Consider the following 21,067-nt stretch of genomic DNA (forward strand, 5'->3'; position numbering starts at 1 on the left):
TCAATTCAATCAACATCTGCCTTGATAAGGTATCCTTTTTTACTACAATAGTCTTTTTCAAAAACAACTCAGTTTGCTAGATTGCTAGTAAATTAAGTTTTGACTTGATAAATCTCTATGGCGGAGCTTGCTTTTTGTCTTTGGTAGGTTTTTCCATTTTGAAGGCAAAAGGTTTATCAAAGTCAATTACGCGTTTGTGAGGGATAGAAATGGGTGACGAACAAGACGAAAAGGTAATGGAAGCATATAGGGAACTGTATGATGTCACCATTCCTGACCTCGATTATTACATTCGTCAAATCGATTGCCGTGATGGCTGTCCCGTCAAAACAGATGGACGCGGCTACATGATGGCCTTGCATGCCGGAAATTTATTGGAAGGGTACAAAATTGCTAGGGGGCCTAATCCTTTTGCTTCTATCTGCGGGATGATATGCGGTGCTCCTTGTGAAATCGCGTGCAGGCGTGACCGGGTCGACAAAACTTTGACTATCAGGGCTCAGAAACGCTATCTCGATGAGTGGTTTGGCTTAGATAAAGAGGCTCATATCAAGTCGCTCGAATACAGCTATGCCCGCGGATCAACCAAACCTGAACCTAATGGATTGCGCGTGGCCTGCATTGGGGCGGGTGTCGCCTCTTTAACGTGTGCCCACGACCTTCTTCGCTTAGGATATGAGGTCGATGTTTACGAGATGATGCGCAAACCTGGCGGAATGCTTGTCTATGGTGTTCCCACCTACCGCTTAAAAAATGAAGTGGCTATTAACGAATGTTATGCAATCGAACACCTTGGTGCGAAGATGCATTACAATATGAAGGTGGGACGTGATATTACTCTGACAGAGTTGCAAGAGCGTTATAACGCCGTTTTTATAGGCGTTGGGCTGTGGAAATCGCGTGAATTGCCTATTCCCGGAGCCGATGCTCCGGACATTATTCGTGGAATTGAATACTTACGCGTTCGATGTGTCGAAGAGCAGTGGAAAATTGGGGAGCACATCGTTGTTGTCGGAGGCGGTAACGTCTCTTTTGACGTGGCTCGTACCTCTATAAGGAATGGGGCCAAGAGCGTGACCATGGTCTGCTTGGAAGCTCGCGATGAACAAACGGCCGATGAGTTTGAAATTGAAGATGGAATGGAAGAAGGAATCAAGATCATCAATCGCGTGGGTCCCATAGCAGTTGAGCGCAACGAAGAGGGCAAGGTTGTTGGGCTGCGCGTTCAGCCCATTTATTCTCTTTTTGATCATACCGGGCGTTTTGCACCAAAGTATGTTCCCGATAGTCAGTACGTCATTCCTTGCGATACAATCGCACTTTCTATTGGCCAGTCGATGGATATGAGTGTCTTCGATGGGTGGGATAAAAAAGATCAGTTGAAGATGGAAAGAGGGGTCATCAAAACCGAGCGGGAGTCGGGACGCACATCTGTAAAGGGAATTTATGCCGGTGGAGATGCGGCTTTTGGTCCGGCGCTATTTATTACAGGCATTAGGCATGGCCAAGAGGCGGCACGGGCAATTGACAGCGATTTGAGAGGAACGAAACCCTATTTGGAATTTTCGGCTGAATTTACTGAAATTTCCCCTATGCGCGACAAGAGCTACTTACGCACGAAGTGGGCGCTTCCTTCTATGCAACCTCCTTCTATCCGCATTAAAAATGAAAACCTGGTGGAAAATAATTACACCGCCGAAGAGACGCACCAGCAATCTCACCGTTGTTTGCAATGCCATATTTCACCCGTGTTTGATGGAACGCTGTGTATCAAGTGCAATGGTTGCGTCGATGTGTGCCCCTGTAATTGTCTCAAGCAAATCCCCATTAGCAAGCTTAACTTGGATGCCGGTGAAGGCAACCTAAGGCTTGCTGTCGACAATTTTTATGGTGTCGATTCGGCTGCCATGGATGACGATGATTTGGGTCAAATGGGAACGGCGATGCTGAAGGATGAAGATCTGTGCATTCGCTGTGGGCTTTGCGCGGAAAAGTGTCCGACGCAGGCTGTGACGATGGATGTGATGAATTATTCATTCAGGTGGATAGGATAACTCATGCTTTTTTGGACATTGATTAGTTCCATTGCAGCGTCTTTGACGGGGCTTGCTATATACGTCTATTATTCCAGGCAGGGTCAGTTTGAAGACTCTGAGTCTATTAAATACCAATTGTTCCACGAAGAAAATCCCGATAATTGAGAAGAGTTCATGCCAAAGTATCGCAATTCATTGAATATTGATCCCGACGATAAAGATCCGTTAATTTCACGCCGCTCCTTTCTAGCCCTAATGGGAGTAGGAGCTTGCCTAATAGGTGCTGGGCAGATGGTGGGCGCTTCGTTGCTTGGTTTTTTGTATCCCAATGCCATGAAGGTTCCTCCAAGCGTCTTTTCTATCGGTCGTCCAGAAGAGGTCTTATCGCGCGACGGGAAGATTTTTTATCCCAAGCAAAAAGTATTTATCGAGACCCAATCTGGAAAGGTGCGCGTTCAAACGGCCGTTTGCACCCATTTGGGGTGCACGGTTAACTTAGTTGAGACAGGCTATTCCTGTCCATGCCATGGATCGACTTATGATCGCCATGGAAAAAATACAGGCGGTCCGGCGCCTGCTCCATTGGTTTATTTCTTTGTCTTTAAAGCGGCTTCTGGAGAATTAATGGTTGATAAGGCCAAAACAACACTTGATTTTGAATCGGCTTGGTATACACCAAACGTTTAGCATGCATTAAAGGAGTCGCATATGACCGCTTTTCAAGGAAAAAAAAGGGAAACATGGGGAGAGTACTTGGCAAATTTGCCCTCTCTGTTTGTTCGTTCGATTTTTCGGCATAATTATCCGAATAACGATGTGGACCGCTCCGAGATCGTCTTTAAAAATTTTTTCCTTCATTTTCATCCGGTCAAATGCCATAAGCATTCCCTTGATCCTTTTTACACGCTAGGGCTTGGGACGATCACGACGAGCCTGTTTTTGCTTTTAACTTTTACGGGTGTGGTCTTGATGTTTTACTACATTCCAGCCGAAGACCGTGCCTATGAAATCATGAAGGATTGGCAGGATACGACTCCTTTTGCCATGATGTATCGCAACATGCACCGTTGGAGCGCTCATCTGATGGTTCTGTTTGTCTTTCTGCATATGTCGCGAGTGTTTTACACGGGATCTTATAAGGGGACGCGCCGCTTTAATTGGGTGATAGGAGTCGTTTTGATGGTATTGACTCTTTTGCTTTCCTTTACTGGCTATTTACTGCCCTGGGATCAGCTCGCTTTTTGGGCGATCACTGTTGGATCAAATATTGCAGGGTATGTGCCAAACATCCCAGGCTTTGAGTACAACGTCAACCGCGTGATGCTTTTAGCTTCCACTAATGTCGGACAAGATGCCTTAATACGCTTCTATGTCTTGCATGTGGCTGTCTTGCCTTTGATAACGGGAACTTTGATTGGCGTGCACTTTTGGCGTATTCGCAAAGACGGAGGCTTGTCTCGTCCCCCTGATAAATTCCGTCCCGATCCTTACCGCGTCGTACAGCGCTCGGATACGAAAGAATCGTTTGCTCCGGGAGTCAAGCGTACCTATGGTCTCATGGAGTTGGTTCGGGGAACGTGTCCAACTGTCGACAAAGGTCCCTACAATTTTGTCTTTACTTGGCCCCATCTTCTTAGAGCTGAGCTACTGGTCTTCCTGTTGACAACAGCGCTCGTCTTGTGCCTGTCGTTTATTAATGCACCTTTAGAAGAGGCGGCCAATCCAAGTAAACCGCCGAACCCTTCCAAAGCCCCTTGGTATTTCTTAGGACTGCAGGAAATGGTTGCCTATAATGCATTTTGGGGAGGAGTTGGGATTCCCACGTTGATGGTGTTAGGCTTAATGTCCATTCCATATCTAGACCGCAACCCACATGGGGAAGGATATTGGTTCCACAGGAGTCGCTATCTGGCGATCTTTTTATATACCTTATTCATGACCTGGCAAGGCATCTTAATCATCATTGGAACTTATTTTAGAGGGGCCAATTGGGGATGGGTCTGGCCATGGACAGAAAATTTCGCACGGCATTAGGACTTTGGCACATCAACGAACTAAGGAACTAGGAACAACAGTATGCGTTCGGACACCCCTCAAATCTTGCTGATTCTTTCAGGCCTCTTGGTAACGGCCCTTTTTGGAGCCTTTCTCTATAGAGAAATTTTTCCAGAATATCGCATTTATCAAGACGACTATTTGGCGTTAGAGGAGTTCCGCTCCACCTATACAAAGCATCCCATTCCGCCTTTTAAGCTTGGAATCAAGCAAATCGTATTAGAAAGAGAAGATAAAGGGCCCGCTACTGTTGATCGTTGCACATCATGCCACGTTGCTCTGCAAGTTCCTTATTTTTCTCCGACAAAAATAGCTAAAGATCTCAATGGCAATTTGGTGCGCGATGAGAATGGCAAACCTGTCTTAATTCCAAATGAAGAATACATTTGGCTTAAACTCGATGAAAAAATTGCGTCGCTTCGCGACGAAAATGTCTTGGAACAGCTAAAAAAAGAAGGGCAAACAGGCGAAATTAAGCGACGTTTAGCCGAGGCTGAAAGGTATGCGGCTCTAAAAGTTGCCCATGTAGGTCATCAAACCTATGATGTGACCAAAGTCTTGGCTATGCATCCTTTGATTGGCAATGAAACGCGCCCCTTTGAATTCCATCCCATTGAAGAATACGGTTGTACGGTGTGCCATAACGGCAATGGAAAGGGATTGGTGACTGATAAGGCGCATGGCCCTGTTTTTGATGGGCAATACGAGGTTGAGTTTCGGGGCGATATTCCGCAATTTACGGAGAAAGATCCAGGCAATGATCCACCTTTTGCACGTGTGTTCAACGACAAGCCAGGACACGATCTTCTCTTTCAAACAGAGCCTCTCTTTGTCGGTTCCTTAATTCAAGCTAAATGCATGCAATGCCACCAAACGAGTGATAAACAATTAGATGGAGCGGCAACCTCTGCGATTGAGCTTACCCAGAAAAGAGAAAAGCGGCTCAACATTGTATTTGACGCTTACGAAAAGGAAAAGCAAACGCTTATGGATTTGCTTAGCCTGCGTGAACAGCTGCAAACAAAGGGTTACGAGCAAACTATTGCAGAATTGAAAGGGAAGCAAAGCAACTATATCTTGCCAGCAGAAGTTCTTGAAAATGCTGCTTCGCAGCTCAATTACCTAACTCAGCTTGCTAAGAGCGAGCCTGTGGAAGGGCGAAGAGAGGAGGCAATCAATAAGCGGCTTGATCAGAGCTTGCTTGCCTTGCTAGGATCGCAAGTGCTCCTACAGGGGGCCGAAGCTGCCTACAAAAAGCAAAACAGTGCTGCCTTGGAAGCTTTTCTAAAACAGCATCAAGCAGATCCGGAGGCCAAAGGAAGCTTGTTTGTCAAGGCTGAGGCCTTAGACTTTAATCAAGATCTTTTACAACACGCAAAAGACACACAGCGCTCTTTTGAAGCCGCAGTCAGTGACCAAAAGAACTTAACGGCTATGAGTTCGGATGTTGATGAATTAACGCGCAATTATCAAAGAGGCAAAGAGCTTTACCTTTCACAGGCTTGTTTTGCTTGCCACCGCATTTCTGGACTCGCGAGAGGTGGTGTGGGGCCTGAATTAACTCGTATTGGAGAAAGCTATCCCTGGTATATCAAAGAGTCAATCGTTTGGCCGCAAGCCGACTTGAAATCATCCACAATGCCAAATTTTCGACTTGACCATCGAGAATTAGAAGATTTAATGACGTTCTTGTTGGCCCAAAGGGGAGGAAACAAAGCCGTTGCTGAAACGAGCCATCAGGTTTCCTTGCAAGCTTGGGAAGCGGGTAGAAAAATGCCTTGGGAAAAGCCCATTTCACCGGCCGATATGTATGACTTGCGCTATGCGATGACAATTTTTGCGACTCAAGGCTGTGCAAGCTGCCATCGTTTACAAGGCTTTGAATCTAACGTTGGATTTCAGGTTGAAAAGGCAGATCCTTCTTTTGACAAACTCTATGAGCAGCAAGTGTGGTTTAAGCGGTTGTTTCCTGAAGTCATCCGCTTTAGCACCTACGATGAAGAGCTTCCCGGATCTGAAATTGTAGCTCAGATCGAAAAGTATGCTAAAGACATTGATGAGCGCATTGTAACAGGTGTTAGAAAAGATGGAATTTTGGAAGAGATTAATCAAAACCACCCAGAAGCCATCGAAGCCTTGTATTCGAACTTCCGCTATGCTTCTCGCGCTAAGAATCAATACTATGAAGAGCTTATTCAAAATGAAAGCGACCCAGCCAAAATAGAGAGCCTTCGAGCTGAGCATCAAGCTTGGAAGGAACGGGTACATCGCGTTCTCATGACCTATATTCAAGTCTATGGGCTTGGAAGGCTGATCGGGCCACACTTGAATTGGTCGGGCATCTATCGCTCCGATGAGTGGTTGATGGAGCATTTTCGCAACCCATCGGCCCATGTGCCGCGTTCAATCATGCCGGTCATGCCGTTTGACGATACCAAGTTTTATGCACTCACTCACATGCTCGATAAGCTTGGCATTCGCAATCGCAAGCATGTACGCGACATCTGGTCTCTTAAGGGGTTTGATCCTCAAGAAGCGTATGAAATGCATTGTGCGCAGTGTCATGGCATTGGACATCAAGGCTATGGAGTCATTTCAGAGTGGATTTATCCAATCCCAAAAAATTTGAAGAATCCCGACTTCTTGAGGAATCTGACCAAAGAAGAAGCCATTCGCTCCATTACCAACGGCGTGAGAGGAACACCCATGCCGCCTTGGGGAGAAGTTGCTAAGGACAAGTCAACAAATCTGCAGGAAGAAATAGGCAATACACCTGTTTTGACAGCGTCTGAAATAAACTATTTGGTCGATTGGATTTACTCTTCCTTGCCAGGCGGCGAAGTGATCAGAGAAACAGAGATTCCTAAATGGCGCTATGAGCCGCAAGACATCTTGAATGAGTTGAAAAAAGAGGGAGGGCATTTGATTCCTTTTCCGAGTAAAACAGGTGAGGGGTGGCCAAGCGAAGAAAAACAGCCGGATAGTACTCCTCCCTCACCGCCATCTCCTCTTTCTTTTTTACCGACCGGTGAAGGCTACTACGCGGCTCTTAAACCGGAAGTATATTCCAAAAGCGTGCCGAAAGCAGAACAGCCAGGCTATACAGTCGAGGATGTCTTTGATGTCGTTCCATCGAATGACAAAGAGAGTCCTTATCACTACTACATCAAAAAAAAGTACTACACGCTGCACAATATAGAAGAAGGACAGAAGTACTTTTTGCTTAATTGTGCCGTCTGTCATGGCAATGAAGGGGATGGCAGTGGCATCAGAGGGCAGGCGATGCAGGATGCCAAGCCGCGCATGCTGACCAATCTTGATTGGATTCAATCGAGAGATGATTTGCGCTTAATCCGCTCGATTAAATATGGGGTGCCGGGCACATCGATGACTTCTTGGGGGGATTACACAAATTCATTGCAACGCATGCAGCTTGTCATGTTTATTCGCACGCTCAGTGAAGAGCGGGACCGGCGGATAGCTTTAGATCAAGCCGTTTACTATGCATTTGAAACGACTCAAGTAATGCTAGAAGAAGCTCGAGTTGCCAGGAATGAGCAATTAAAACAAGCCATGCAACAGGAAAAAGAACTTCAGCAGCAGCAAATGCAGCAAGCAAGCCTTGTCATGCAAGGAAAAGAATCGCCTCAAAAAGCGGCAGAGCTTTACCAAAAACGGTTGGAAGTCGAGCAAAAAATTAAGCAAATGAAACAGCAAGATCAGCTTTTAGTTGATATGAAGGCGGAGGTAAAGCGGGAGCGGGATCTTTACTACAATTTGGGCGTTAGTTTAATTGCTAAAAATGCGGGTGAAACTGCCTTAGAAAATTATGATCGCCTCATTCGCCTTCAAGCCGCCCGTTATAGCTTTGACAATCAAGAATTAGTGCTAAAGAAGAATGGCGACTTGGTTCAAAAGAGCCGCGAATTGCGCAAAAAGATCGAACAAGAATTGGATGAAAAAATCGATGAGTTGGCAAAAGAGCAGCAGCTCCTAGAGGGGAAAATCATCTCTGCCCAGCGGCGCGAAGAGCTAGCTTCGAATCAAGCCGACTTAGATGCCTTCAATAAACTGAAGGCCAGATTAATCACCGATACAGAAGAGGCGATGCGGTCGATTGGCAAGCAATACAGCATCTTACAAGCTTTGAAATTGTCTTCTGAAGCTACTAAGACGCCATCGAGCTCTAAATGATCGTAAAAAGAGCATCTATTTTGTGTATAATTCAATAAAAGAGTATAAGTGGGCCATCCAAAGCATTGGTAATTTCGGCATGGTTCAAACTGATGAGGCAAGAGGCTGGCAAATAATCGTGCTAATTTTGTTTACTCTTGCTTTAAACCCTATTTGCTGCCCATGAAGGTTGTAAATTTGGTTTAAAGGGACTTTGATTACTGCTTAGACTGAACGGCACCAAAATCTCAAGACGAAAGAAGAGTGTTGCATGGTTACATATGACGATAGAGCTGCGAAGCTATTTATATATCCTTCCATTTTATTCATGATTGTAGGAATGACAATTGGAGTCTTTATTGCCTTTAATGGTTTTATCTTTCCCGACTACTTTGCTGGCGAGTACATTCATTTTGGTCGCGTGCGCCCGGTTCATGTCGGGACAGTTACCCTTTTATGGCTCTTATCGGTGAATATTGGATTGATGCTTTATTTTATTCCAAGGCTGTGCGGTGTATCGTTATGGAGCCAGAAGCTTGCGCTATGGAGCGCTCTCTTGTGGTGGTTTGCTTTAATTATTGGAGTGAATTCTTATCCTTGGGGGACAAACTTTGGTTGGGAATATGCTGAGCTGCCCAATTGGGTTTCCTGGATACCTGTAAAATTTATTTTTATTGGGTCATGGGTCATGATTGTAGTCAATTTTTTCATGACAATATCTAACCGCCGTTTTGAAAAGCTGTATGTCTCCCTTTGGTATAGCATGGGAACGATCATTTGGACGACTTTTGTTGTTTTGGCAGGCAGCGTGGCCATCAACTGGGTTCCGGAAGGGATGTCTAGAGTCAACGTTAGCTGGTTCTATGTACACAATTTGGTTGGACTCATCTATACCCCAATGGGATTGGCTACAGCCTATTACTTTCTTCCTAAGCTTGCGAATACGCCCATTTATAGCCACCGTCTATCGATGATTGGGTTTTGGTCGATTGCCTTTATTTATGCTTGGATTGGTACACACCACATCATTCACGGTCCTATGTCGCAATGGTTGCAGACGACTTCAATTGTTTTTTCGATTTGGATGTTTATTCCAGTTTGGACGGTCGTATATAACTTATTTGCGACCCTGCAAAAAGATTGGCGTAAATACCTGCAAAGTGCTCCCATCCGCTTTTTGATGATGGGTAATATTTTCTATTTGATTACTTGTGCCCAAGGCTCATTGCAATCTTTACGCAACGTCAATGAAATCACATCTAAAACCGATTGGATCATTGGGCATTCTCATATTTCGCTGTATGGAACATTTACATTTTTTGCCATTGCAGGGCTTTATCAAGCGATTCCAACTATAGTTAAAAAACCTCTTTGGTCAAACAAGCTTGCAGATTGGCATTTTGCCTTAAATTTATGGGGCAGCCTGTTATTTCTGTTTTCGCTCTGGCTAGGAGGATTTTTACAAGGTCTCATGTGGGCGAACTGGGCAGATGGCTCTTCTTACGCCGAATTTCACGATAACTTAACGCGCCTGCCTTTCATACAAACCGTGGCCGATATGCGCGACTGGTGGATTTTAAGAGGGCTTGGTGGAATTGTCATTTTATTCGGTAATATTATCTTTGTAGTCAACATGTTTAACACAATCGTTTTAAAATCTGCATCGCAAGTGGATACGCCGCGAGAAGTGAGAGTGACAGTATGACAGACAATAGCAAACAGGAGCAGGCTACTCCTCATAAAGAGCCGGCCCATACCCATTTTATACACAAGTTGGATAAGTCTGCCATTTTGGTTATTATAGGGGTGATTCTACTATTTTCCACTTCAGTTGCAGTGGTCTTAGTTGCGCCTACCTATGTCGATTCTACTTGGACGAGCCCTTCGAGTCCGTATCAAGTGCAGATGTATAAGGTTGAAGATCCAAACATTTATATCAGCAGTGCATCGACTGGCGGGGCAGATTTGCAGTATGTGCGTCATTTGAAGCAGGATTTTACACTCTTGGCTTTCAAAGAGTCTAATAATCTCCGTTTGGTTGCTCCCAAAGAGCTTGAAAAGTATATCACGCGCACTGGCGATCCTCAGCTCAAACTGACGTCCCGCCTTTTGATGTTGCGCGAGCCGCAAGGTGAGGCTAAAGTGCGGGCTGAGCAACTTTCGCAATCTGCCCAACAGTCGCAAAAGAGTGATAAGCCTCAAGAAAGGGTGACCTTTCAAGTGTTAGAGCTCTACGATCCTGGGGTTGAAGAGGCCTTTTCTTTTGAGCCTTATGGAGGAATCTTGCAAAACTGGGTTGATGAAAATTTTGCCATTTTAGATGAGAGCGTAAAACATCCCTATCATCAAGATTATGGAGTTATTTATGCTCAAAATCCGCAAGAATTTCGCATTAGCACGAGCCGCGTTGGAAACACTCAAAGATGGCGGTATGATCCAAATGGGCGTCCTCTTCAAAGCTTAGCAGAGCTGAAGAGTCCAGAAATGGGATTCCATTCTAGGGAGGAGCTCATCTATCTTGGAGAGCATATTTACGCCGTGGAAGGTTGTTGGTATTGCCATACGGACCAAACGCGTACGTTGATTCAAGATACTGTTTTGAATGGTTCTGATTCATTCCCGGCCCCGCCTTCGTCTGCAAACGAATATATTTATCAAAAAATTACCTTTGCTGGTACGCGCCGCATCGGCCCTGATATTTCGCGAGTAGGCGTTAAAAAGCCTAGCCGTGATTGGCATAAGGCCCACTTTTGGGCGCCAAAGACGGCCAGTGCCGGTTCCATTATGCCCTCCTTCCAGCACTTTTTTGATAATGATCCACGGGGGACTGGCAAGAGTTCGATCGGTATTCCCAATCACCGCTTTGAAGCCATTTATCAATACATGATGACGAAGGGAACGCGTATCACGGCTCCTACGCAAGCCTGGTGGCTCGGCAAGGATCCAATCAAAACTAAAGAAATCATCGAAGGGCAGCGGGTGTTAAAATGAAAATATTGGCAGTCGTCGATGGATTTGGGATCTACGGTAATTTATTGCACTATAGCTTTGTCATCAGCATAGTTGGCAGCTCTTTTCTCGTATTTTTTTATTTGTGGAAAAAAGGCCGCCTAGGAATGGATGAAGAGGCAAAATATCAAATGATGAACGAGGAGGCAGACTTGCAAAGGGAGAATCAACATGACACAAAAAGGTAGTGACAAGGTTCAAGACCCTCATTTTCCTGGTGAAATCGAGCTCTATGGCGATCCCGGCATTGCTTCATTTGATGCTAAAGTCCCAAAATTTCTTTTATGGACCTATTTGTTGCTTCCCATTTGGGGAGTCGTCTCTTTCTATTTTTTTTGGAATGGAAGCATTGGATGGTTTGACCGGGGCGCCTGGCGGCAATTGCAGATTGCTGCCAACACGACCTTTCCCATTGAAAATCAAAATATGGTTGCCGAAGTGCAGGCCAAAGAAGAACCTAAATCTAAAAATGGGCATCCTTAAATTATCTTACTGATAGGCTAATCTATGCAAGTATTTCAAGGTTTATTTAGTTTCGGACAAACGACACAAGGCGACCGTACATTGTCTGAACTCTTTCAATCAGAGACGAAGACTATCCATAAAGAGGTAGAGCAGCATGAGTTTGTCAAACAAATCCTTTCAGATAGCATAGAGGGTAAGCATTATCTGCAGCACTTAGTCGATTTGCATGCCATCTATCAATCCCTAGAAGATGGGCTCCGCGCGAATCTCAAGAAGACTCCTCATATCCAAACTATCTATTTTGAAGAGCTATGCCGAGAAAATGGTTTGCAAAGGGATTTGAAACTGCTGAGAGAAGCATGCAATCAAAGACCGATCGAATGCTCCCAATCAGCAAATGACTATGTCCTGCATCTCAATCATTTAGCCGACTCCACCCCGCTCCTACTCGTTGCTCACGCCTATGTCAGATATTTGGGAGATTTATCAGGGGGAATGATTTTAAAACAGCACCTCGAGAAAAAATGGCCGGATGCTATCGAGTTTTACGATTTTGCTTCCCTATTAACAAAGCATGACAAGAAGAACGCTTGGGCATTTAAGGAGTTCTTTAAAGTTAAAATGAATCAAATGCCATTAAATGATCTGCAAAGAAAAGAACTTGCCGCAGAAGCTAAGAAGGCTTTCGAATTCTCTGGAAAACTATTCGATGCAGCCCTTCATCCAGTTTAGTCTAATTCCTTCATATCTCGATTGACAGACAGTCGATCGAGCTTTTTCCTATCCATGAAGGATTCAGTCTTTTTCATGTTTCCTCTAAAAAATAAACAAATCTGTAGTGTCTTAGTATCTGTAGTGTCTTAGTAATAGATATTTATTAAATAAAAAACTTAAATAAAATCACGTTCAATATTTGTTAGATCTTAATGCTTGTTTAAATCTATTTATACATGATTTTATTACTGTTTACTTAAGAGGATGATAGATGGAGCCAACTCAAACATATAATAATCAAGTGGTTTTGATAGAAATTGGACAGATGATTGGGGATAACTATGGCGTTAAGCCTGAGCCTAAAAAGTCTAGTTTGTGGAGTCAAATCGCTTATTATTTCCCAACTCAAGAAACGGCAGGGAAAATAATTGATGAGCATATTGTCCAAACGCATGGACAAAAATGGAGCAATCAAACGATTGATGTCGAAAGGAAGAAAGAGGGAGGAGATGTCGTTTTTCTATCTAATTGGTTTAAAAGCGCAGAGGATTCTGTAGTGGCTGAAGAGCTCAAATTAGATCTTTGACAGATGCTGTTGTAACATTGTTAAATCATCTCCTTGATTTACCTAGGGAGTGGATTTTTTTTGCCTTTATCAATGGGCACGCCTGGCCATTTATGTCAGATAATCGACTCATTTCCCCAAAATGCAAGCTGATAAAAAATTTTGATATTATAGATCAAGACATGCGATGATTTTATTAAGATTTTTTTAATTTAGGGGCTAATGGATGGAGCCAACTCAAACGTCTAACAACCAAGTTGTTTTGAGACTCATTGGAAATAAAATTGGGGAGCAGTACGTGGGTGAGTCTAAAGAGCCCACGCTATGGGGACAGATTAGCCATTATTTACCGAAGCGAGAAACGACCGGAAAATTGATTGGCAAGACGGTCTTGCAAAAGCATGGGCAGGAATGGGGCGATCAAACATTTGAATTTGCTGTTAGCAAATTTTTCGAGCCACAACCTGGTGCGTCTATTTGGGATTACTTCTATCAAATCCCTCAACCTAAAGTGGCTGATGTTGCAAAATTGACCATTGCACAGACAGTTGTACCCATGATGTCGTTGCTGGCGGGTATTGGAGGGCAACTCCCTTTGCCATTGGTCACAAGTTTGGTCGGCATTGTTTACGACAAGGTCATGTACAATCCACTAGAAGCCCAGCAGCTTGTGAAGCTGGAGCTCAATGAATTATTCACGATAGATCCTGAAACAAGGGGCTTAAGGGACGCTTTCGGGCGTTTATTAACCGAAAAAGATACACGAGATGTTTTAGCAGCCACGGCTAAATATCATTTGGTTGCCAAGCTGCTTCAAATGTGTCAAGAGATTGATAAAAAATATGATGCCCTTAAAATTGCTGTAGAAGAGAGCTTTGATGATGTGCTTACGCTTGACTCTCTCGCCTTGTCGAATCCTGAGCGGCAGGCAGAGAATAAACTAAGAGAAGACGTGCATTCTTATGTTGAGGCCTTGATGAAGAGCTATTACATCAAGCGAGGAGATGAGGTTTTAGTTTTTCCAAGCGGTATTCTTATCACTGAAAAGCAGCAGAAAAGGATTCTTGAGGCAATGGCTGTTTTAGAATCCCTCAATTTAACTTATTCCAAAACTGAGCTGAGTAAGGCTATTCACCTGCTTGGAGAGCAGTCTATTTTTCCAATGAAGCATTTGCAAGGCGATGAATTGAAAGAGGCTGCATTGAGCAAACCCATGATGCCGTTGCGAATGCCTTCTGTTTTCCAAGATGAGGATAAGTGGAAAAATTACATTGTCAGGGCTGAAGATGGGGTTTATTTCTTAGCAGAAGAGTGCAATGAAAAACCGGCAGGTCTTGTAATTTCCAATAATGAAATGGCATTTATCTTGGCGGACATGGCTAAAATTCAGGCTGAGAATGATTTAAAGCAACTTGAGGAGTTGAAGGTGCTTTTAAATGAAAAGGAATATGAGAAATTAGTCGATTATTTAAATGTTTTGCCGGCTACTCAAATTTGCTCATTTTTAAGGCTGCAGCTAGTCGAAAACAAAGAAAAGACAGAGCTCTTGTATTTAGACGGGCAAAAGGTTGAAGCTGGCATGAAGCAGAAGCTGTTGAAAACAATCATAACCACCCCGACGCTTAAAGATCTTGCAGTTCGCAAAAAGGAGCTGACTTTTTTGGTGCAGCTATTTGGAAGCCATGTGGCAGATGCAAGTGATTGTCAAATTACGCATGGTGAAGGGGGCTTTCAAGTGACAATTATCGAGGATTACGTACCAAATGCCTAGCCTTGCATTAGAGATACTAAAAAAGCTTGTTTTAAAAAAAATTAGACTTTAAATAATGGAGATGATTATAATCGAAGTCATCAATTACCATTAAATTGAACATATTATGAAGCACTCACATCTACTCTCCACTTATCCTAAGGGGCTGTTGCCAGCGCAAGCTTGTGCAAAAGATGTGCATCTGGCTGCTTCTCTTTTTTCCTCTTTTCCTCTTTTATTTCTTTCGGTCGCGGTCGCGGCAACGCGTAAATACCTATTCCCCTCTTTTACTTTTTATTCGCCTAATTAAAAAAAATGAAAGCTAAGCTCTCAAAGAGCCTTATCTTTGCTTTGTCGGTAATTCTGAAGGCATGTAGCCTCAAATCATTTAAATGTTGTCTTTACTAAAAACCTAATTGTTAAGGGCTTAATATGTTTTATCCTAGTCAAATCAAGGCTGCCATGCAAAGGCCCCTCCTCTTTGCAAGCCACTGTGTTATCCAAATCTGCATGTCTTTTATTTTTGTCTTCGCGCGCACTTCTTTGCGCGGTCGCGGCAACGCGTAATCATTTTTCCCTTTCACATTTTTGAATCGCTAAAAAGCCTCGTTCATTAGCAACTTGGTTTGAAGAGCCTTAAGTTTTAGGTATCTGCCTACGACCTAGGTTGATGCTAAGTCGAAACTATAGCGAGCACCTATTCATGCTCTACTTCATGCTCTACAGCAGATGGCGCCATGGTTCCGGCTTGGCATGCGCACGGTTTTGCCGATAAAAATACATTTTTTATATAACACGTTTATTTTAAGGATATTAATTGTGAATATACAATCTCATTCAGGGAATCAAGCTCCAGTGCTTTTCCCCCAGTTACTTTTACCCGTCAAAAAAATTGATTTAGGCAAGCCAGGCATATTTCAAAAAAATCTAAACGCGATTACGGCTATGTACGGCCTGGCTTATGAGGCGTTGGACTTGCTTAAGAAAGGACAATTGAGTTCTTTTGATGCGTTAGCAACAGACTGCTCCTGCCACTTGAGAGCTTTTAGATTGGTGATGCTGGCTAAAGAGCTTTTAGCACCTTCTTCAGTCCTTATGGAAAAACTTTGTTTGGTTCAGGAGTCATTAAAAGAAAAACAAACGACTCTTTCGGCATTGAATGAAAAGCTTGTGATTTGGTGTCAAAAAGGCAAAAAAATGTTGGGTAATGGGTCCGAGTTTTTAACACCTGTTAAAGACATTCACGCATTGCAGGATTCTCAACAGTCAACGTCTTTTGAATTTGATATGGATAAGGTCATTATTCAATTTGACTTGTCAGTAGAGCTTCCCTCTTCTTTAATTTATGCCATTAATGCTTTTATGCTGACATTGGTCAAAGATTATAAGCAGGTCAAGGCAGCAGACAAAGTGGCTTGTGCAGACTGCGAGGAGGTATTAGCCGAAAAGGATGCCGTTTATAAAGAGACGACGCTTGCAAATGGGATCAGCCAATACGCGCTTAAGCATGTCGTAAAAGTAAGTAAACAAGCATTGAATTGCAATCTCTTGGACAAAGAGGTGTATCGACTTGCCAAGAAGCATTTAACGCTTGCTTCCGCCAATTTTGTCATCGACCAAATGCAAGCCATCGGAGACATTTTTAATCACACGATGTTGGTTGCAAACAAAAAGGAGGTAGATGGCAAAGTCGAATTGCCTGACTACTACAGCTTAACGTCGGTTTTCCACTATTGCAGCCAAAAAGACATTGTCGTGCTCTTAAAGATTAAGCAATGCATGCATGCACATCGCTATCAAGAGCCATCTACACCATTTGAAGCCGCTTTTTTGCTCATACCGGATCAAAAGACAAAAGCTTTTAAACCGTCGCTTTTACCGAATGACGGCGCGGACTTTCCCGTCATTGTTGTAGAAGGAAAAAGAAGTGGAAAGAAGGTGCAGCAAGAAAAGACCTGTGACTATCTCGCAAGGCTCATGAAGGGGTTTGATTTCCTTCACTTTTGCCAGTTGGATGGGGCGCAGCATAAGCAGTATACGAGTGATGCAGAGAGTTTGGATCAAAAACCATCTGAGGTCATTCCAATCCTGAAAGACTCTCAATATGTTGAAGAGGGTAAAAAACTCGATCGATTCAAGCTGGAGGCGCAGGCGAGTGGCTGTGCATTCCATGATCAATCTCTTTTGATTCTTTCTCATATTTTTGCAGATACATTTAAGCGTCAAATGAAAGATGAAGCCGACAAACTCTATTTGCAGACGGCTAAATGGATAGATTTAAAATAGATGAATGGCATAGGAGTCAATCAGTGGAAAATGCACTACAAAGGCAAAACTGGCGACAATTGGCCAGCGTTCAAGTAGGGGGAGCTATTTGCCTCCCCCTGCTCTTAGTTGGCTATGAACTAGCCAAGTATCAAGATCCAGCTTCGACTGTATGGTCGATAGTATGGGGCAACCTATTTCTTTTTGGATTGGCTTTAGTTGCCGGCTTTTTAAGTTTAAAAAGAGAGACGACAACAGTTGAACACGCGTTTTTCTACTTTGGCAGTTATGGAAGAGTTTTTTTTGGAATTACTCTTGCCTTATCGATGCTTGGCTGGTTTGCCATCCAGGCGCAGTGCATGGGAACAGATCTCTACCAGCTTGTCAAACAGTTAGATCCCCATTTTTCAGCTAATTCACAAGAATGGATACTAATCTTTAGCTTGATTTTGGCCTGTTTAATAATCATGGGAGCTTTTTGGGGCTTAACTTTTCTCACTCGCATGGCCGATCTTTGCGTCCCTCTGCTCGTTTTTACAATTGGCTATGCGGTTTATTTGGTTGATCAGACTCCATTAATCGAACAAATGGTCAAGATCCCTGCTAACTGGTGGGATGGTAAAGGAGTTTCCCTTGTCTTTGCGTCATCCATTGCAGCGACAATTGATCTGCCAAGTTTTTATAGGCACGCCAGCCATCCAAAAGCCGTTGTTTGGGCCTCTATTTCCACTTATCTTGTTGCCATGCCGCTTGTTCAACTAGCGGGTGTTTTCCTTTATCATGGAACACATGCAGCAACAATTGGAGAGGCTCTTTCTTATTCAGCTGCATTTGGATGGAAAGTGTGGGTTGTGCTCTTTATGCTGATTGCTGGATGGACGACGAATAATGTAAATCTCTATTCGGCTTTATTGAGCTTGCGAAGTTTATCCAAAAAACTGTCCTTTAGTACGGCGATGGGAATTGCTGGGCTCATTGGGCTTGGATTGATCACCATTCCCTTGCTGGAAAGTTTTGCATCCGTTTTAGATTTAATGGGCATTTTTGTTGTCGCTATGGGCGGGATTATTCTAACAGCCTATCTTTTGGAATCAAGCGGCTATGCAGCGAATCCAGCCCTATCTTGGCTGGCCTGGCTGGCCGGAATTGTCGTTGGCTTACGCTCTTGGCTTGATCCTTTATCTCTAGCTGGGTCGGGTGCTCCGGTGCTGGATGCGGGATTGGTTGCTGCCTTTACCTTAATCGTTTCTTATTTTTTGCAAAGGCTTGTACAGAGAATAAAAAATCAATTTTTCCTGGAGGAAAGAAGCTGTGAAAACGCTTAACATAATGACCATTGGAGAAGCAGAGTTAGAGGCCTTAGCCGTAGGAGCAAATGTCTTGGGATCGGGAGGCGGGGGCGATCCGGCCTATGACTTGCTCATCGCCAAAGAAAATATCGGGCTCTATGGCCCAGTTCCTCTGTTGCAAGTGGGTGACATAGACGATCAAGATTTAGTTGTACCTATTGGATACATGGGGGCGCCTTTAGTCTGTTTGGAAAAACTTCCAAGCGGACTCGAATTTCCTTTACTCTTTGAGTTGATTCAAGCGCATTTTAAGCTGTCTGTAGCGGCGATCCTTCCTTTTGAAATTGGAGGATCGAATGCGATGGCTCCTTTTTCTGTGGCAGGGCGACTTGGGCTGCCAGTTTTAGATGCAGATACCTTCGGCAGAGCATTTCCAGAGATGCACATGAGTGTCTGTCGTCTCGCCGGCCTCTCCCCATCTCCTGCATTTATTGCCGACAGTGTAGGCAATCATGCCGTTGTCTCTTCTCAAGATGACTATCAGATGGAAAGACAACTGAGGGCTCTGACTACAGCGATGGGTGCTAGTGCTGCAGTCTGTACCTATCCGATGAAAGGCAAGCAAGCTAAGCAAACCTTGATCAAGGGAATGCTTTCATTAGCCATCGAAATTGGAAAAGCTGTGTTAGCACAAGGGGGTATTTCTTTAGCGGAACTTATCCGACCCTGGCAAGGAGAGGTGCTGTTTTCTGGTACATTAGTAGATATCGATTCTAGACTTGAAGATTCCTTTTTAAAAGGAAAAGCTGTCGTAGAAAAAGGCCAGCAAACATGGGCAATTCACTACCAGAATGAATTTTTGGCCGTCGAACACAATGGTAGCTACTTAGCGACGACGCCTACCATCATCACTCTTTTTGATGAAGAAAATGGCATGCCCGTGCCCATAGAAAGGCTAAGGTATGGGCTGTCCGTCTCCGTTTGTACTTTCCCGGCACCTGTCATTTGGCAGACGGCGGCAGGACTTGCTTGTGTAGGCCCTGAGGTATTTGGATTTGAATCTATTGGCAAACATAAGTAAAGGAACATGGTCATGTATACGATAGGGATTGATATTGGAGGTACGCATACAGATGCCGTATTACTCGATGCTAGCGGAAAAACGGCAGCATGGGCGAAAGGGACAACGACGCATCCATTAACAGATGGAGTCAAAGGCATCATTCAAAATGTCCTTCAACAGGCCAACTTGTGCTCTGCTTGCATCAAAACTGTAATCATGGGAACGACCCATGCAACGAATGCGATTTTAGAGGGGAGTCAGCTTTTGAAAGTCGGGTTGATTAGAATTTCTGATGCTAAGCCTCTTTCTCCTTCACCTGGATTTGGATGGCCAAGAGCCTTGCAAAAGCAGGTCATCGGAGCCACACAAGTAATTGATGGCGGGTATGAATGCGATGCAAGAGGCTCAAGGCGATTCAGCCTGATTCAAGCAAGAGACGCCATTGAAAAGTTGTTGGATGCAGGTGTTGAGGCCATAAGCATTGTAGGCGCATTTGCACCGCTAAATGGTGAGCAAGAAAGGCTTATAGGATGCTTGGTTAAGGAATTGGCTGGGAGTGATTTTCCAGTTTCCTTCTCGCATGAAATTGGAGGGATCGGTTTGATTGAAAGGGAAAATGCAACCTTGCTCAATTCCGCTCTCAAAAAAGTGATTGTGCAGGGGTTTGCCCAGCTTGAACAGATTCTTCAGGATCTCAATATTTGCGCCTCTGTGTGGCTGACTCAAAATAATGGAAGCCTTTTGAGCCTGGCCGAAGCTCGATTATTTCCCATTAAAACTATTGGAGCGGGACCGACGAACTCGTTTATTGGAGCTTCCAGACTCTGCGGATTAGATGAAGCCATTGTTGTGGACGTTGGAGGGACCTCGACCGATATAGGATTGATAGAGGGTGGGTATGCCCGCTCTTCTTTGCAGGCTGCAACCATTGGTGGAATACCATTGCACTTTGCCATGCCTGACATGATTTCTTTAGCCTTAGGCGGAGGAAGTTTAATTAAAAATTGGGAGGCAGGCGATATTCAAATTGGTCCAAATAGCGTTGCTAGATATCTAAAAACGAGTTCTCAAGTATTTGGAGGATCTATTTTAACTCTTACAGATGCGGCAGTCGCGGCGGGCCACTTTAGTGTTAGCGGAGGGATGCCGTCAAAGATTGTATTGAAGCCAGATGAGGCACAAACTGTAATCAGACATGTGTGTAAACAAGTTTATCAATCTATCAAAGTCATTCAAGGCAAGCGCAAGGGGATACCAGTCATTGTTGTAGGCGGTGGAGCCTCTTTACTTCAACCCTTATTTGAAGCTTTTGAGTTGGAAGGGATTATTCCTGAAAGAGCGGGCATAGCCAATGCTTATGGTGCTGGATTAGCGGAAGTGTCTGGTGTAATCGATAGCGTGGTATCGTTGAAAGAGCGGGAGGCTGTACTCGATGGATTGAAGAATCAAGCCATTCAAGCTGCGATTAAAAAAGGGGCCGATGCCTCCCAAATTCGCATTGCCAGTTTGTCGATTCTTCCTTTTGCCTATACAACGGATGCCTTGGCGAAGGTCTTGGTAACTGCGTCAGGCCCTCGTTTAGAAGTCTAAAGCCTACAGTGAGGCACGGGTAAAGGGATTAGCGCAGAGTGTCACTCTCTGCCTCTGTGTTAATCCCTTTTCCTGTCCTAAATGAAGTTTGAA

The 21,067-nt window shown here is 44.1% G+C and carries 18 protein-coding genes; all 18 read left to right on the top strand.

Going from position 1 to position 21,067, the window contains the following annotated elements:
- Positions 1–209: 209 nt before the first annotated feature.
- Positions 210–2,054, top strand: coding sequence for an FAD-dependent oxidoreductase (locus tag PNK_RS00120; RefSeq protein WP_059059507.1), 1,845 nt, complete (start codon positions 210–212; stop codon positions 2,052–2,054).
- A 3-nt stretch (positions 2,055–2,057) separates the two neighbouring features.
- Positions 2,058–2,201: a cbb3-type cytochrome oxidase assembly protein CcoS gene (locus PNK_RS13250; RefSeq protein WP_158021644.1), complete on the top strand. Its 144-nt coding sequence runs from the start codon at positions 2,058–2,060 to the stop codon at positions 2,199–2,201.
- 9 nt (positions 2,202–2,210) lie between these two features.
- Complete coding sequence (locus PNK_RS00125) at positions 2,211–2,723, top strand: QcrA and Rieske domain-containing protein (RefSeq protein ID WP_032124713.1); 513 nt, start codon at positions 2,211–2,213, stop codon at positions 2,721–2,723.
- A gap of 21 nt (positions 2,724–2,744) precedes the next feature.
- The gene (locus PNK_RS00130) at positions 2,745–4,070 is read left to right on the top strand and encodes a cytochrome b N-terminal domain-containing protein (RefSeq protein ID WP_059059508.1); all 1,326 of its coding nucleotides are present in this window, start codon (positions 2,745–2,747) and stop codon (positions 4,068–4,070) included.
- A 42-nt stretch (positions 4,071–4,112) separates the two neighbouring features.
- On the top strand, positions 4,113–8,285 hold the full coding sequence (locus PNK_RS00135) for a c-type cytochrome (protein ID WP_059059509.1): 4,173 nt from the start codon (positions 4,113–4,115) through the stop codon (positions 8,283–8,285).
- Positions 8,286–8,535: 250 nt separating this feature from the next.
- Positions 8,536–9,969, top strand: a complete 1,434-nt coding sequence (locus PNK_RS00140; protein WP_032124716.1) for a cbb3-type cytochrome c oxidase subunit I — start codon at positions 8,536–8,538, stop codon at positions 9,967–9,969.
- Entirely contained in the window at positions 9,966–11,255 is a 1,290-nt protein-coding gene (locus tag PNK_RS00145; protein ID WP_059059511.1) for a cbb3-type cytochrome c oxidase subunit II, read from the top strand. Before PNK_RS00140 ends, PNK_RS00145 begins: the two co-directional genes overlap by 4 nt.
- The gene (locus tag PNK_RS00150) at positions 11,252–11,461 is read left to right on the top strand and encodes a hypothetical protein (RefSeq protein WP_032124717.1); all 210 of its coding nucleotides are present in this window, start codon (positions 11,252–11,254) and stop codon (positions 11,459–11,461) included. The genes PNK_RS00145 and PNK_RS00150 overlap by 4 nt, the downstream gene beginning before the upstream one ends.
- A complete protein-coding gene (locus tag PNK_RS00155; protein WP_059059513.1) occupies positions 11,445–11,756 on the top strand; it encodes a hypothetical protein in 312 nt (103 codons plus the stop codon). The genes PNK_RS00150 and PNK_RS00155 overlap by 17 nt, the downstream gene beginning before the upstream one ends.
- Positions 11,757–11,780: 24 nt before the next feature.
- Entirely contained in the window at positions 11,781–12,470 is a 690-nt protein-coding gene (locus PNK_RS00160) for a biliverdin-producing heme oxygenase (RefSeq protein WP_059059515.1), read from the top strand.
- 253 nt (positions 12,471–12,723) lie between these two features.
- Positions 12,724–13,038, top strand: coding sequence for a hypothetical protein (locus tag PNK_RS00165; RefSeq protein ID WP_059059517.1), 315 nt, complete (start codon positions 12,724–12,726; stop codon positions 13,036–13,038).
- 205 nt (positions 13,039–13,243) lie between these two features.
- Positions 13,244–14,788 carry a hypothetical protein gene (locus tag PNK_RS00170; protein ID WP_059059519.1) on the top strand — a complete coding sequence of 515 codons (1,545 nt, stop codon included), beginning with the start codon at positions 13,244–13,246 and terminating at the stop codon, positions 14,786–14,788.
- Positions 14,789–14,894: 106 nt separating this feature from the next.
- Positions 14,895–15,077, top strand: a complete 183-nt coding sequence (locus PNK_RS13255) for a hypothetical protein (protein ID WP_158021645.1) — start codon at positions 14,895–14,897, stop codon at positions 15,075–15,077.
- 122 nt (positions 15,078–15,199) lie between these two features.
- Positions 15,200–15,334 (top strand): hypothetical protein, encoded by a 135-nt coding sequence (locus tag PNK_RS13830; protein WP_269446520.1) that lies wholly within the window; start codon positions 15,200–15,202, stop codon positions 15,332–15,334.
- A gap of 252 nt (positions 15,335–15,586) precedes the next feature.
- Entirely contained in the window at positions 15,587–17,053 is a 1,467-nt protein-coding gene (locus PNK_RS00175; protein WP_059059520.1) for a hypothetical protein, read from the top strand.
- Positions 17,054–17,076: 23 nt separating this feature from the next.
- Complete coding sequence (locus tag PNK_RS00180; protein WP_059059522.1) at positions 17,077–18,357, top strand: cytosine permease; 1,281 nt, start codon at positions 17,077–17,079, stop codon at positions 18,355–18,357.
- Positions 18,344–19,402 (top strand): DUF917 domain-containing protein, encoded by a 1,059-nt coding sequence (locus tag PNK_RS00185; protein ID WP_059059523.1) that lies wholly within the window; start codon positions 18,344–18,346, stop codon positions 19,400–19,402. Before PNK_RS00180 ends, PNK_RS00185 begins: the two co-directional genes overlap by 14 nt.
- Before the next feature lie 12 nt (positions 19,403–19,414).
- Complete coding sequence (locus tag PNK_RS00190; protein WP_059059525.1) at positions 19,415–20,974, top strand: hydantoinase/oxoprolinase family protein; 1,560 nt, start codon at positions 19,415–19,417, stop codon at positions 20,972–20,974.
- The last annotated feature ends 93 nt before the right edge of the window (positions 20,975–21,067 follow it).

This window comes from Candidatus Protochlamydia naegleriophila, assembly GCF_001499655.1.
GTDB classification, from domain to species: domain Bacteria; phylum Chlamydiota; class Chlamydiia; order Chlamydiales; family Parachlamydiaceae; genus Protochlamydia; species Protochlamydia naegleriophila.